This is a genomic window from Pedobacter sp., assembly GCF_035317785.1.
In the GTDB taxonomy this organism is placed as follows: domain Bacteria; phylum Bacteroidota; class Bacteroidia; order Sphingobacteriales; family Sphingobacteriaceae; genus Pedobacter.
In genome coordinates, this window is sequence record NZ_DATHGC010000120.1 from 1 (window position 1) to 13,795 (window position 13,795).

The 13,795-nt window shown below is 45.3% G+C and carries 13 protein-coding genes; 9 read left to right on the top strand and 4 right to left on the bottom strand.

The window, feature by feature from the left end; all coding sequences use genetic code 11:
• From VK541_RS07195 to VK541_RS07230, 8 genes are all read left to right on the top strand, one after another.
• A partial coding sequence (locus VK541_RS07195) for an HAD-IC family P-type ATPase (RefSeq protein WP_324368376.1) occupies nt 1-1,823 on the top strand: 1,823 nt, incomplete at its 5' end.
• Complete coding sequence (ccoS, locus tag VK541_RS07200) at nt 1,820-2,002, top strand: cbb3-type cytochrome oxidase assembly protein CcoS (RefSeq protein WP_324368378.1); 183 nt, start codon at nt 1,820-1,822, stop codon at nt 2,000-2,002. The genes VK541_RS07195 and ccoS, both read left to right, overlap by 4 nt.
• Nucleotides 2,003-2,072: 70 nt before the next feature.
• Nucleotides 2,073-4,184 (top strand): cytochrome-c oxidase, cbb3-type subunit I, encoded by a 2,112-nt coding sequence (ccoN, locus tag VK541_RS07205; protein ID WP_324368380.1) that lies wholly within the window; start codon nt 2,073-2,075, stop codon nt 4,182-4,184.
• 19 nt (nt 4,185-4,203) lie between these two features.
• Nucleotides 4,204-4,371 (top strand): hypothetical protein, encoded by a 168-nt coding sequence (locus VK541_RS07210; RefSeq protein WP_324368382.1) that lies wholly within the window; start codon nt 4,204-4,206, stop codon nt 4,369-4,371.
• Nucleotides 4,368-5,162: a cbb3-type cytochrome c oxidase N-terminal domain-containing protein gene (locus VK541_RS07215; protein ID WP_324368384.1), complete on the top strand. Its 795-nt coding sequence runs from the start codon at nt 4,368-4,370 to the stop codon at nt 5,160-5,162. The genes VK541_RS07210 and VK541_RS07215 overlap by 4 nt, the downstream gene beginning before the upstream one ends.
• 1 nt (nt 5,163) lies before the next feature.
• Nucleotides 5,164-6,561, top strand: coding sequence for a cytochrome c oxidase accessory protein CcoG (ccoG, locus tag VK541_RS07220; RefSeq protein WP_324368386.1), 1,398 nt, complete (start codon nt 5,164-5,166; stop codon nt 6,559-6,561).
• 3 nt (nt 6,562-6,564) lie between these two features.
• Nucleotides 6,565-6,993, top strand: coding sequence for a FixH family protein (locus VK541_RS07225; RefSeq protein ID WP_324368387.1), 429 nt, complete (start codon nt 6,565-6,567; stop codon nt 6,991-6,993).
• Nucleotides 6,990-7,676: a sulfite exporter TauE/SafE family protein gene (locus VK541_RS07230; protein WP_324368389.1), complete on the top strand. Its 687-nt coding sequence runs from the start codon at nt 6,990-6,992 to the stop codon at nt 7,674-7,676. The genes VK541_RS07225 and VK541_RS07230 overlap by 4 nt, the downstream gene beginning before the upstream one ends.
• 1 nt (nt 7,677) lies before the next feature.
• Here VK541_RS07230 and hemN read toward each other — a convergent pair whose 3' ends face one another.
• From hemN to VK541_RS07250, 4 genes are all read right to left on the bottom strand, one after another.
• Entirely contained in the window at nt 7,678-9,036 is a 1,359-nt protein-coding gene (gene hemN / locus VK541_RS07235) for an oxygen-independent coproporphyrinogen III oxidase (protein WP_324368391.1), read from the bottom strand.
• Nucleotides 9,037-9,049: 13 nt separating this feature from the next.
• Nucleotides 9,050-9,502, bottom strand: a complete 453-nt coding sequence (locus VK541_RS07240; protein WP_324368393.1) for a lactate dehydrogenase — start codon at nt 9,500-9,502, stop codon at nt 9,050-9,052.
• Nucleotides 9,503-9,581: 79 nt separating this feature from the next.
• Complete coding sequence (locus VK541_RS07245) at nt 9,582-10,640, bottom strand: response regulator (RefSeq protein ID WP_324368395.1); 1,059 nt, start codon at nt 10,638-10,640, stop codon at nt 9,582-9,584.
• 8 nt (nt 10,641-10,648) lie between these two features.
• Nucleotides 10,649-11,833 carry a PAS domain-containing sensor histidine kinase gene (locus VK541_RS07250; RefSeq protein WP_324368397.1) on the bottom strand — a complete coding sequence of 395 codons (1,185 nt, stop codon included), beginning with the start codon at nt 11,831-11,833 and terminating at the stop codon, nt 10,649-10,651.
• A 129-nt stretch (nt 11,834-11,962) separates the two neighbouring features.
• Here VK541_RS07250 and VK541_RS07255 point away from each other — a divergent pair, with 129 nt between their 5' ends.
• Nucleotides 11,963-13,762 (top strand): hypothetical protein, encoded by a 1,800-nt coding sequence (locus VK541_RS07255; RefSeq protein ID WP_324368399.1) that lies wholly within the window; start codon nt 11,963-11,965, stop codon nt 13,760-13,762.
• Nucleotides 13,763-13,795: the final 33 nt, after the last annotated feature.

A 13,795-nucleotide genomic window follows, 5' to 3' on the forward strand; every position in this document is an offset into this window, starting at 1 on the left:
TGCTCAGCTTCCCGGATTATTTTGGCCTGGGTAACTTTGAAAGAGAATTCAAAGATTTCTTTGGCTGGCTCAATCTGGCATTTTCCGTTCCCGTAGTACTCTATAGTGGGGCCGGCTATTTTTCTTCTGCATGGAACAACCTCAAAGCCAAAAGGCTGAACCTTGATTTCCCGCTGGCTCTGGGCATTGCAGTAATGTTTATCCGTACAGCTTATGAAATTCTCCTGCACACTGGGGCAGGATTTGCAGACACCCTCTGCGGGCTTATATTTTTTCTGCTAATTGGTAAATGGATGCAGCAGAGGACCTTTCAGCATATCTCTTTTGAAAGAGACTACCGTTCTTATTTTCCGGTTGCTGTAACCACCCTAAAAAATGGCGCGGAAATATCTGTTCCGCTTTCAGACCTTGCGACCGGCAACAGAATCCTTGTCCGCAGCATGGAGATCATTCCCGCAGACGCGATACTATTAAAAGGTGAGGCCCTGATTGATTTCAGTTTTGTAACCGGAGAATCGCAGCCTTTAAAAAAGGTCCTTGGGGAGGTAATCTATGCGGGCGGAAGACAGCTTTCCGGAGTGCTGGAGCTGGAAGTACTGAAACCGGTGTCGCAAAGCTACCTTACCCAGCTCTGGAACAACGAGGCCTTTGTTAAACCAAAGAACGCGATCAGGACTTTTAGTGACACGGCAAGCAAGTATTTCAGCATCATGCTGCTCAGTATAGCCATCGGCGCCGCGATGTTCTGGATGTTTTCAGATCCTGATAAAGCACTGGCGTCTTTTACCGCTGTGCTGATCATCGCTTGTCCCTGTGCCCTTGCCCTAAGTTCTCCTTTTACACTTGCGGCCGTGATCAGCATATTTGATAAGAACGGTTTTTACCTGAAGAACAATACGGTCATTGAGCAGATGGCCCGTACCGATACCTTTGTTTTTGATAAAACAGGAACAATAACCAGCCCCGATGCTGCCGGAATGACTTTCAAGGGACAGATCAGTGAAGAACAAGAACAGCTCGTCAGCGATCTGGCCAGAAACTCCAGCCATCCCCTCAGCAGGGAACTTACAAAATATTTAAACAGACCAGCCGTATGGTCAGCCGATAATTACGCCGAAAAAATTGGAAGAGGGATCAGTGGCAAGATCAATGGAAACGATGTAAAATTGGGAGGTTCTGCATTCCTTGGTCTTCCACTGAGCAACTCTCCCGAAAAAACAGCAACCCACGTGATGATCAATGATCAGTATCTGGGGTACTTCATCATCAGACAGCGATGGAGAAAAGGATTGAATGAGGTTCTTCAAAAACTAGGCAAAAGATATAGCCTCCATCTGTTATCGGGCGACCGCCCGCATGACAAGTACGATCTGATTACCCATTTTGAGAGCGGTGACCAGATGCTTTTTGAACAGTCACCACAGCAAAAACTTGACTACCTGCTGAAGTTGCAAAACTCAGGCAAAAAGACGATCATGTTTGGTGACGGATTAAATGATTCCGGTGCATTGAAGCAAAGCGATCTTGGGATTGCAGTGACCGACAACATCAACAATTTTACCCCCGGCTGCGATGCTGTTCTGGATGGCGGGTCTTTTGAAAAGATCCCGCAGTTCATCCAGCAGTCAAAAGACGCAGTCAAGGTGATCCATATGTCATTTGCCATCTCTTTGAGCTATAATCTGATTGGGTTGTTCTTTGCGGTTCAGGGTATTTTATCGCCGCTGATCGCCGCGGTCCTGATGCCTTTGAGTACCATTACCATCATTGTGTTTACAACGACCGCAGTAAGGGCTTTTGCCCATAAAAACAGACTGTTATGAACATGATCTTCGTTTTAATCGGATGCAGCATCCTGTTGGCACTGATCTTTCTGGTGGCTTTTTTCTGGGCGGTCAGATCCGGTCAGCATGACGATACTTATACGCCATCAGTAAGGATACTTTTTGACGATGAGCTGCCCGGTACGGAAGCTGAAAAAAGTGATGAAGGTTACTTTTAACAGCGACATCCATCACTGACCAGGCATTTATCCCGCACTACTTTTACCACGTAAACCATACAGATATTTTATGACTGAAAAATTTTATTACGACAATAAGATCGTCAGAAACTTTGCCATAGCAACCATTGTTTGGGGAATAATAGGCATGACCGTAGGCCTGCTTGTTGCCATGCAGCTCTTTAAACCGGCTTTGAACATGGGCTCTCAGTACACCACGTTCGGAAGGATCAGGCCGCTGCATACCAATGCGGTCATCTTTGCTTTTGTAGGCAACGCGATCTTCATGGGCGTCTATTATTCACTCCAGCGCCTGCTCAAGGCAAGAATGTTCAGTGATGTATTGAGCAAGATCCACTTTTGGGGATGGCAGCTGATCATTGTTTCGGCTGTGATCACTTTGCCGCTCGGGTTGACCACTTCACATGAGTATGCAGAACTGGAGTGGCCGATCGATATCGCCATTACATTGATCTGGGTAGTATTTGGTGTCAATATGTTTGGCACCATCATCAAAAGAAGAGAACAGCATATGTATGTGGCCATATGGTTTTACATCGCCACTTTCGTGACAGTAGCCGTTCTGCACATCATTAATTCCTTCGAACTGCCCATCTCGGCATTTAAAAGTTATTACCTGTATGCTGGTGTTCAGGATGCATTGGTACAATGGTGGTATGGACATAATGCAGTCGCTTTCTTCCTGACTACTCCTTATTTGGGGATGATGTATTATTTTCTTCCGAAAATGGCAAACAGGCCGGTCTATTCTTATAAATTAAGTATCCTGCACTTCTGGTCCCTTATTTTTATCTATATCTGGGCAGGGCCTCATCATCTTTTGTACACTTCGCTTCCTTCCTGGGCGCAATCGCTCGGTGTCGCTTTTTCAATCATGCTCATCGCACCAAGCTGGGGCGGTATGATCAACGGTCTGCTTACCCTGCGCGGGGCATGGGATAAAGTCCGTGAGGACCCTACCTTAAAATTTATGGTGGTCGGGATTACTGCATATGGCATGGCTACTTTTGAAGGCCCAATGTTGGCGCTAAAACAAGTGAATGCCATAGCGCACTATACCGACTGGATCGTAGCACATGTTCATGTAAGTGCACTTGGATGGAACGGCTTCCTGACCTTTGCTATCCTGTACTGGCTCATTCCCAGGATTTACAGAACTGAGCTTTACTCTAAAAAACTGGCGTCCTTTCATTTTTGGATCGGAACGCTCGGTATCATATTCTATGCAGTACCCATGTATTTTGCCGGTTTCACACAGGGCATGATGTGGAAAGAATTTACAGAAGAGGGCATGCTCCGCTACCCTAATTTTCTGGAAACCGTCATCCAGATCATCCCAATGTACATGCTGCGTGCCGCTGGTGGTGCAATGTACCTGGCCGGAGTGCTGGTGATGACCTACAACCTGATCAAAACAGTGAACCAGGGTAATTTGCTGGCCAACGAACCGGCAGAGGCCATGGCTTTAGCTCCGGACTATCAGCCCAGCGGCTCAGATAAAAAGGTACACCGTTTCCTCGAACGCAAACCCCTTGTTTTTATGGTGCTGTCACTGATTGTGATCCTCATTGGAGGGCTGGTCGAGATGATGCCTACTTTTACCATAAAATCAAACATCCCGACGATCAGCAGTGTCAAGCCCTATTCTGCATTAGAATTGCAGGGCCGTGATTTGTACATCAGGGAAGGTTGTGTGAACTGTCATTCTCAAATGATCCGTCCTTTCCGCTCAGAGACAGAGCGTTATGGAGAATATAGCAAAGCCGGTGAATTCGTTTACGACCACCCTCACTTATGGGGATCAAAACGTACCGGACCGGATCTGGCCAGGGAAGGAGCCAAATATTCTAACGCATGGCACTTCAATCACCTGCTCGACCCGCAGACCATGTCGCCCGGAAGTATCATGCCTCCCTATGAGTGGCTGATCAATCAAAAACTGGACACGACAACCACAGCTTCCAAAATCAGTGCCATGCGCACATTGGGTGTTCCCTACGATTTAGGTTATGAACTGCAGGCAAATGCTGATCTCAATACCCAGGCCAAAGCTATAGCTGCTGATCTTGAAGCCAACAGGGTAAAAGTGAAGAGTGACCGGGAGATTATCGCCATCATCGCTTATCTGCAAAGATTGGGAACTGACATTAAAGCAAAATAACACCTAAAATATACACAAGATGTTCAAGCAATTTTTAAATCAGGTCGATGGAAGCCAGGTGTATCTGATCACCTCTCTTGCCATTTTTATGGTCTTTTTCTTATTGGTGACTGTGTTGTTGCTCATGATGAAAAAAGATAAAATTAAATACATGAGTGAATTACCCTTAACAGAAGACCCGCTATGACAGATGTATTTATAGGCATTTTGCTGATTGCCGTATTGATGGTATTAATGGTTTCGCTGCTGATCTTGAAAGTAATTAAGGTCTATGTACAGGAGACTTTGGACCCCAAACCGTTTGCTACCCCTGAAGAAAAGGAAATGGCCCGGCTTGCTGCTGAAAAAGAAGAAGCTGAAACAGCCAAAATGCCAACATTATGGACCAAAATAATGGGCCTGAGACCCATTTCAGAGGAAAAAGACCTCGTCATGGAACACACGTTCGACGGGATCGCTGAACTGGATAACCCTGCTCCTGCCTGGTTTATGGTGCTGTTTTACGGAACGGTCATTTTTGCAATGGTGTATTTGCTGAGCTACCATGTGTTTGGTTTGGGAATGCTGCAGGAAGAAGAATATGCGGTAGAACTGAAACAGGCCGAAGACGCCAAAACCGCCATGCTGCTTAAACCTGGCAATGCCGCCGCAAAAGTCAATGAAAACAATGTCCAGATCTCCAAAGAACCTGCTGTACTGCAATCGGGCGCCGCCATATTTAAAGGTGCCTGCACACCCTGCCATGGTGAACACGCTGAAGGCATAGTTGGCCCCAACCTGACGGATGAATATTGGCTGCATGGGGGTACTGTAAAAGATATCTTTAAAACCATCAAATACGGGGTTCCGGAAAAGGGAATGATCGCATGGGAAAAAACCCTGAGACCAAAACAGATTTCAGAACTGACAAGCTATATCTTGTCATTGCAGGCAAGCAAGCCTGCAGGTGCTAAGGCACCGCAGGGAAACAAACTATAAGATGTCACAGGCAGCTGCATATTTCAGAGATCAGGTTTCCACCTTAACCGACGACGGTAAAAAACGACGCTGGATATATCCAAGGATCATAAAGAGAAAACTATACCGGTACCGCTCGTTACTGAGCTATTTTTTTCTCTCTTTGCTGTTTGCAGCACCTTTTTTGAAGATAAAGGGTGAGCAGCTTGTTCTGCTCAATGTACTGGAAAGGAAGTTTGTTTTCTTCGGCCTGATCTTCTGGCCGCAGGACTTCTATCTTTTTGCGTTTGCTCTGCTTATCTTTTTGGTATTCATCGTGCTTTTCACCGTAGTATTTGGCAGGGTATTTTGTGGCTGGGTCTGTCCGCAAACTATTTTTCTGGAAATGGTATTCCGGAAAATCGAAAACTGGATCGAGGGCGATCACCTTCACCAGAAAAGACTGGATGAAGGTCCACTGACTGTTTCCAAATTCTTCAAGAAAAGCTTAAAACACAGCCTGTTTTTCCTGATCTCTTTTTTGATCTCCAATATTTTCCTGGCCTATCTCATTGGCTCGGATGTGCTGATCCGGATCATTACGGAGCCGGTAAGGCAGCACATATCCGGCCTCATTTCGATCTGGGTGTTTTCATTCGTGTTCTATATTGTTTTTTCCAGGATGCGGGAACTCGTATGTACAGTGATATGTCCCTACGGCAGGCTGCAAGGCGTCTTGCTGGACGATGAAAGCATCATTGTTGCCTACGATTATGAACGCGGTGAACCCCGCAACAAGATCAGCAAAAATGTAGAAAATCAACATGGAGATTGTATAGACTGCAAACTCTGTGTGCACGTCTGCCCTACAGGCATTGACATCAGGAACGGGACCCAGCTGGAATGTGTAAACTGTACTGCCTGCATCGATGCCTGCGATATGGTAATGAGCAGGATCAATAGACCATTGCGGCTCATCGGCTTCAAATCAGAAAGCGAGATCAAAAACAAAATGCCTTTTAAGATCAGCAAAAAAGCCTATGGCTATTCTGCTGTACTTCTGGTGCTGTTGAGCCTTATGTCTTTTTTAATGATCCGCCGTACCCCCATAGAGACTACAGTACTGCGTGCCAGCGGAACCTTGTATCAATTCCGGGACCAGGATCATACGGTAAGTAACCTCTATACTGCAGAACTGGTAAACAAGAGCGGCAAAGATATCGGGTTCGAACTGATCCCTGATGACCATAGGCTCAAAATCCAGTATGTGCAGAAAGCAGCGCTGATCAGGTATGGCAGCAGTGCAAAGATCACTTTCTTTATCATCATGTCACAAGACGCCGTAAAAAAGTACAAGACCAATATCAGTTTTACGCTGCGCTCCCAAAAAGAGACATCAGGAAAATTTGAAACCACTTTTATTGCACCACCAAACAACTAAATTATGAACTGGGGAACAAAAATAATTATCGGAATGCTTTCATTTATGTCGTTCATCCTGGTCCTTATGATCCTGATGTTCCGCAGCGACACCGATGCGCTGGTCGAAAACGACTACTATGAAAAAGGTTTAAAATATGATGAAACTTATCGCCTGAAAGAACAGGTTTTGCTGGACAATGCAAAACCTGAAGTATCCATGGCAGAAAAGTCAATGACCATTGCATTTCAGACGGCTTCCAGAGGAACAATTAAGCTGGTCCGAACTGCTGACCAGCGCCAGGACAGATGCATGAGGTTCGAAACGAATGAAGGAAATAAGATTGAAATACCTTTAACTTCAGTGCCGGATGGACAGTGGAAACTGATCCTGAACTGGAAAAGCAGGGATGGGAAAAATTATTTAAATGAACAGGAGGTCATTATCCCATGAGCGATGACAGACTGGCTTTTTTTATAGGCTTACTGGGTTCGCTGCATTGCATTGGAATGTGCGGTCCGCTGGCTTTCGCAGTCCCTGTAAATCAGCCGGGATGGGTTTATCTTTTATGGAACAAATTCATCTATCAGTTTGGTCGCATTGTGTCTTACTGCTCACTGGGCGTTTTGGCAGGTTTGCTGGGCCGGCAGCTATGGTTATCGGGGATTCAGCAGGGGATCAGTATTGCTACCGGCTTGATGATCCTGCTGGCGGCATCGTCAAGGTTGTTCAGATGGTATTCCCGGTTCAAAAACCCGTCTTTATTCATTAAACCCTTTAACCGTTTATTTGATTTCGCTTTTCGGCACAAAGCAAACCATCTTTTCATAGGAATGATTAATGGCCTGCTCCCCTGCGGCTTTGTTTACCTGGCACTTGCGGGGGCGATAAATACCGGCAGCGTTCAAAACTCTGTGTTTTATATGTTCTGGTTTGGGGCAGGCACCACGCCATTAATGTTTGCTGCAACGCTTATCGTTGGATTTTCAGGACTGGCTTTCAGAAAACGGCTGAACAAGTCTATTCCTTACCTGATGCTGGTGCTGGGGACCTGGTTTATCTTACGCGGACTCGAGCTGAACATTCCTTATCTGAGCCCGCAAAGACCTGGTTCACAAACTGAAGTGTGCAAGTAATTTAATCCGCTATACTAAATTTTTGTGTTTCCGGCTGTCTTGCCCATAACCTGGCATCAAAGGCCATACAGATATTCCTTAAAAACCGCTTTCCCAAAGGTGTAACCTTAAGGTCATACTCCCTCAGTTCCACCAGTCCATCAGCTGCCAGTGCTTTCAGTCTTTCCAAAATACCTTTCATTTCCGGCTCCTGTCTTTCTGAAACGCCCCAGGAGGTATAAGTCTTGCACATGATGTTCAAAATATGTCTTCGTATCTTCAGGTCTGTTTCTTCCAGGATATGACCCCGGATAACAGGGAATTCGCCTGCATTAACCAGCTTGAGGTAACTTTCAACAGTCTTGACATTTTGTGCAAAAGCAGTCCAGCAATCGCTGATGGCAGATACCCCAAGCCCTATCAGCACGTTATTTGCATGTTCTGTATATCCCATAAAATTACGGTGAAGGGTTTTGTCGAGTTCGGCTTTATAGAGGCTGTCCGTCTTCAATGTAAAGTGATCCATACCAATTTCTACATAACCGGCAGCAATGAACCTTTCTCTTCCCATCTCATACAGTTTGTTTTTTAGTTCTGCAGAAGGTAAATGCGCTTCTGTATAGCGTCGCTGTCCCGGTTTTATCCAGGGCACATGCGCGTAACTATAAAAAGCGATCCTGTCAGGACGCAACGCAAGTACTTTACTTATCGTTTCCCTGAGGCCTTCAGGCGTTTGCAGCGGCAGACCATAAATCAGGTCATAGTTTATCGACTGATAACCGATAGTTCTTGCCTGATCAGTCACTGTTTTTACAGATTCGCAAGACTGTATCCGGTTGATGATTTGCTGCACTTTGACATCAAAATCCTGTATACCGAAGCTGATTCTTCGAAAACCCAGGGCATACAGGGTGCACAAATGATCACTGGTTGTATTGTTAGGATGTCCTTCTATACTAAATTCGGCGTCAGCATGAACGGATGCTTTGTCCTGCAGTCCCCGGATCAGCAAGGCCAGATTTTCCGGACTAAAAAAAGTAGGCGTACCACCACCCAGGTGAATTTCTTTGATAACCGGTTTGCTTCCTAAATGATCGGCATACAGGTCCCACTCTTTTAGTACGGCATCAATGTATGGCCGCTCAACGCCGTGGTTCCTGGTTATCCTGGTATTGCACCCGCAATATGTGCAAAGACTTTCACAAAATGGCAAATGAATATACAGGCTGACAGCATGCTGTTCTTTATCGTAAGAAGACTTTAGGCAAGTCAGCCAATCATTCAGATTGAAAGTCTCTTCTTCCCAGTAAGGTACGGTCGGATAACTGGTATACCTGGGCGCGGCAACACGATATTTTTCTGTGAGCAATTTAATATTCATAAGGGGTAGTCTCTTATTTTTTTTGCTTTGGCTCAGATAGCCGGTCACAGGATTTTGAACAAACACAAGCATCGCCCAGACATCTGTTCATCTGCCAGTTATCCAGGTTATTGATGGTCTCAATCGCCAGCGCCATTGGCAGATCTTCTAAATTAAGAGGCATTAAAGCCGAGTGCGGGACATTTCCGATCTTGATATGATGTTTACCGGCTGCGATGTGATCTATATGTAAAGTACCCGTAGATCTTGTTGCGATATATTTTACGCCCAGATCCGCTAGCTTTTCAATTACAGAGGCGCAAACATCGTCATCTGTAAAGACAACAATAGCATCCTTTCCTTTCGCATAAAAAACTGTCTCTGCTGACAGGGAGTTGGAAATCAGGGTGATCTCATGTTTTTTATGGTTCGCTATGGCCAGAGGTTCTTTCTCTGTCGATTTTATACTATACGCTACAACTCTCATTCCATTGATTTTAGATCAAAGTTACTTGCCTGCCGGCAATTAAAGAATGAGATTCATCACCTAAGAATCGTGATGCTGATCAGTTTTTCATGTTTTGTAATTTTAGCCGGTCGAGTATAATGATCTGACTGGCCTTCCTTTCGATGAGGCCCTCGTCTTTAAAATCACTCAGGATCCGGCTTACGGTTTCTGTCGCCATACCTGCCATTCCCGCAAGGTTATCACGTGAAATGCTCAGACTTTCAGACATGCCTGCAAGATCAGGCTTAAACAAACGCAGCAACACTTCTGACATCCGCTTTCTCACTGAATTGTAAGCCAGCTGCAGCAATTGCTCTTCTTTAGCCAGCACATTATTGGCCAGCATCTTAATAAACTGGCCGGCGACATCAGGGTATTTCCTTAACAGCTCTTCAACAGGTTCTTTAGGCAACAAACACAAAGCAGTATCTTCCATGGCCTCTGCTGTATCCCTGTAATTTTCACCGGCAAGCAGGGCCGGAACACCGAAATACTCCTCTGCTCCGTACATTCCTGTCAGTAGTTCCCGTCCATCGGCTGCGATCTTGATCGTCTTCACATTTCCGGAAACCACCAGGTAAATCCCATTGACCGTATCCCCCTCATAATAAATGATCTGCTTCTTTTTGATCTGTCTTACTTTCCGTTCTGATACCAGCTTTTTTAATTCATCATTCCCTTTATTACCATTCAACAGGGTGTTTAATTTTTCCAGTGACTGACTGTATACCTTTTTTTGCAGGTCTTTCTTATTGAGCCGGCATTCGATCGCATTAAAGAGTTCTACTTCATCAAATGGTTTCGTCAGGTAGTCGTCCGCCCCCATTTCCATGCCTTTCCGCATATCGGTCCTTTCAGTCTTGGCAGTCAGAAAAATGAAAGGGATCACAGAAGTCTCCGGATTTTTGGCTAAAAGATGCAGCACACCGAAACCGTCCAGTTCAGGCATCATAATGTCACAAAGAATAAGATCGGGAATATGTTTTAACGCCATCTCTACCCCTAGCTTACCATTTAGAGCCTGAAAGACCTCATAGTTCGCCAGTTCAAGGATCTCAGCTGTACTTTCACGAATGTCCTCGTTGTCTTCAATGATCAAAATGCTGTGCTTTTTCATGGTACCTGTTATTTAGTAAAAGAGAGGATAAACTTGGCCCCCTTATTAATTTCACTCTCAAAATGCAGTTCGCCCTGCATCAGTTTGGCATAACGCATTACGATGTTCAGACCAAGACCGGTCCCCGGAATATTACCCGTATTATTGGCCCGGAAAAAAGGCTGGAACATGTTCTTCTGATCTGCCTGGGGAATACCGATCCCGTTATCGCTGATCATAACAGTACACTTTGAATCGCTGATCTCGGTATTAAATTCAATAAAGGTGTGCTCACCGGAATATTTTATGGCATTGGAGATCAGGTTGATCATGCAGTTCCGCAGTAAATTCTGGTCCAGGTTCACCATACTTTCCAGGCCCGTGTGCTGGTAAATAATATTCTGGTCTTCTTTGGCGATCATCTGCATCTCCTCGGTAACTTCTTCAGATAGTTTGACCAGGTCAAAGGAAGTAAAAGCCGGTTCAACCCGGCCGGCCTCCAGCCTTTCCAGGGAAAGGAAATCATTCAATATTGTGGTGAGGTTCCCGACTGCATTCTTGATTTTGCCTACATGTTTTTTGATATGGACATTGTCATAAGGCTCCGCATACTTCTCAATAAGCACTGAAGAAAGCTGTACCGAACTCAATGGTGTCCTGAATTCATGGGATGCCATGGACACAAACCTGCTTTTCATCTGGTTTAGCTCTTTTTCTTTTTCGAGCGACAAACTCACTTCCTCTTTAGCCTCGCTCAGGGCCGTCACCATCTTTTTTAGAGATTTTGTACGTTCCTCAACAAGTTCTTCCAGCTCAGCCGCATATTCTTTCAGGCGCTGCTCGGCCTCTTTTTCCTTTGATAAGTCATGAATAAACCCTGTGTAAATGATCCGGTCTTCATATTGCACCTCGCTAACTGCCAGGCGAAAAGGAAAGGTTGTCCCGTCCTTGCGCAAGCCCCTAACTTCCCTGCCCTTCCCGATGATGCGTTTTTCGCCGGTACTCTGATACCTGTGCAGATAACCATCATGGCCGCTCCTGTCCGGTTCGGGCATCAGCATAGAAATGTTTTTTCCGATCACCTCCTCGGCAGAATACCCAAAAAGTTTCAGTGCCGCCGGATTTAAACTTTCCACCCTGCCCCTGTTGTCAATAGTCAGAATGCCATCAATAGCAGTTTCAATAATAGCTTTAAGCAGGTTAGCAGTTTCCATATTTCGTTTTACTGATGAGTACAAATGTAATGACCAACGTTTTAGAAATACGTAACAAGGATCATCACCAAGAGTGATAAAGATCACAAATTTCCAGCACTAATCTGATCTACTTTGCGATTAAAAAAGATGATGCCACATACTTTCCATATCCCCGTACTCGGCTTAGGCTATTCCATAGATACTCCCTTGAAAGTAGCAAGGTACGGTATCTCTTCTGTAGTCTCGATTGTAGACGATGAACTGACCGAAAGAATGAGAAAATATCACGCAGAATTGAACCATGAACCCTATCACACCATCGGCAAAACTGAAAATGACAGCAGGGCACTAAGAATTACTGCCTACCTTAATTTACTGCACAAACTTGTCTCGGATCAGATAACTGCATTAAGGACATTAAGCTTTGACGGGCCCAACGATCTTTGCAAGTATTTCGAACTGCTACCTGCCAGCTCAGTGTTGAAGTTCAAATATAATGTCATGCGGCAAATGCCCCAGGGGATTGCGAAAACCAGACTTCAGGAAGAGCTAAAGCGTGGAATCAAACCAGGAGACATCAATGTAAACATCATGTCCAAGGTTGACAAAGCAAATTTTCAAAATGGCATATACACGGGTGATAAAAACACCGACGCACTCGCGGCAATGCGTGGGTTCGCAGATAGTCAACTGAATTCCTCAGTGGTTATTTCAGCCGGTTTAAACCCGAGGCTTTTCGGCTACATGGAAGAACTGGAGTGCTTCCGGCCTTCTGCAGACGGTCATTTTCAGAAAAAGATCATCTTAAAGGTAAGCGATTACCGTTCGGCGCTGATCCAGGCAAAAGTATTGGCTAAAAAGGGATTATGGGTTTCCGAGTTCCGAATTGAGTCAGGCCTGAACTGCGGAGGACATGCATTCGCGACTGAGGGCCTCTTGCTGGGACCGATCCTCCAGGAATTTAAAGACAACCGGCCAGTCTTATACCTGGAACTGCTAAGCCTTTATCAGCAGGCTTTGCAGCTAAAACATGGGCCTGTTCCTGCTTTAAGCCCTGTGCAACTGATCACTGTGCAGGGAGGAATAGGTACTGCCGAAGAGCATGAGTTCCTCATCAGTTATTACGGGCTTGACGGCACAGGCTGGGGAAGTCCTTTCTTGCTGGTTCCCGAAGCAACCAATGTAGATGAGCATACACTCACCGACCTGATGAAAGCCGATGAAAGCGATTATTACTTGAGTAATGCCTCTCCCCTTGGGATACCTTTCAACAATTTCCGTAAAAGCACTGCAGAGCGGCAAAGACTGGAAAGAATAGAACGCGGACGTCCCGGCAGTCCCTGCACCAAGAAATATCTGTGCAGCAACACTGAATTTACCGAAGAGCCCATCTGCACTGCGTCGCGGGAATATCAGCACTTAAAAATCAGGCAGCTGAAGTCATCTGCTTTGCCTGAAGAACAACTCGCGTATGAAATAAATGCGATAACGGAAAAGCTATGTTTATGTGTGGGTTTATGCAATTCCACTTACCTCAGCTACAATATCCTGAAACCCCGCGAACACCAGGCGGTGAGCATATGCCCCGGCCCCAACCTGGCTTATTTTTCCGGTCAGTATAGCCTGAAGGAAATGGCCGCTCATATCTATGGCAAACAGAACCTGCTCAGCGGCGTAAACCGGCCAAACCTGTTTATCAAGGAATTTGGATTGTATGTGGATTATCTAAAGAAAGAGATAGAAGGCACGCCCGAAATCACCGCTAAAAAAGCTAAATATTTCAGCAAATTCTATGATCAGCTTATCAACGGCATAAACTATTACAAGGAGCTCATTATCAATTCAGATCTGACAAAACAGATCTGGGATCACGATCAGATACATCGGTTTGAAGTGATCAGCAATAAACTTTTCAATTCGCCCCAACCCATTTTTACAGGGCTATGAGTGCTTTTATAAGATCGCTTCTCTTTTTTATCA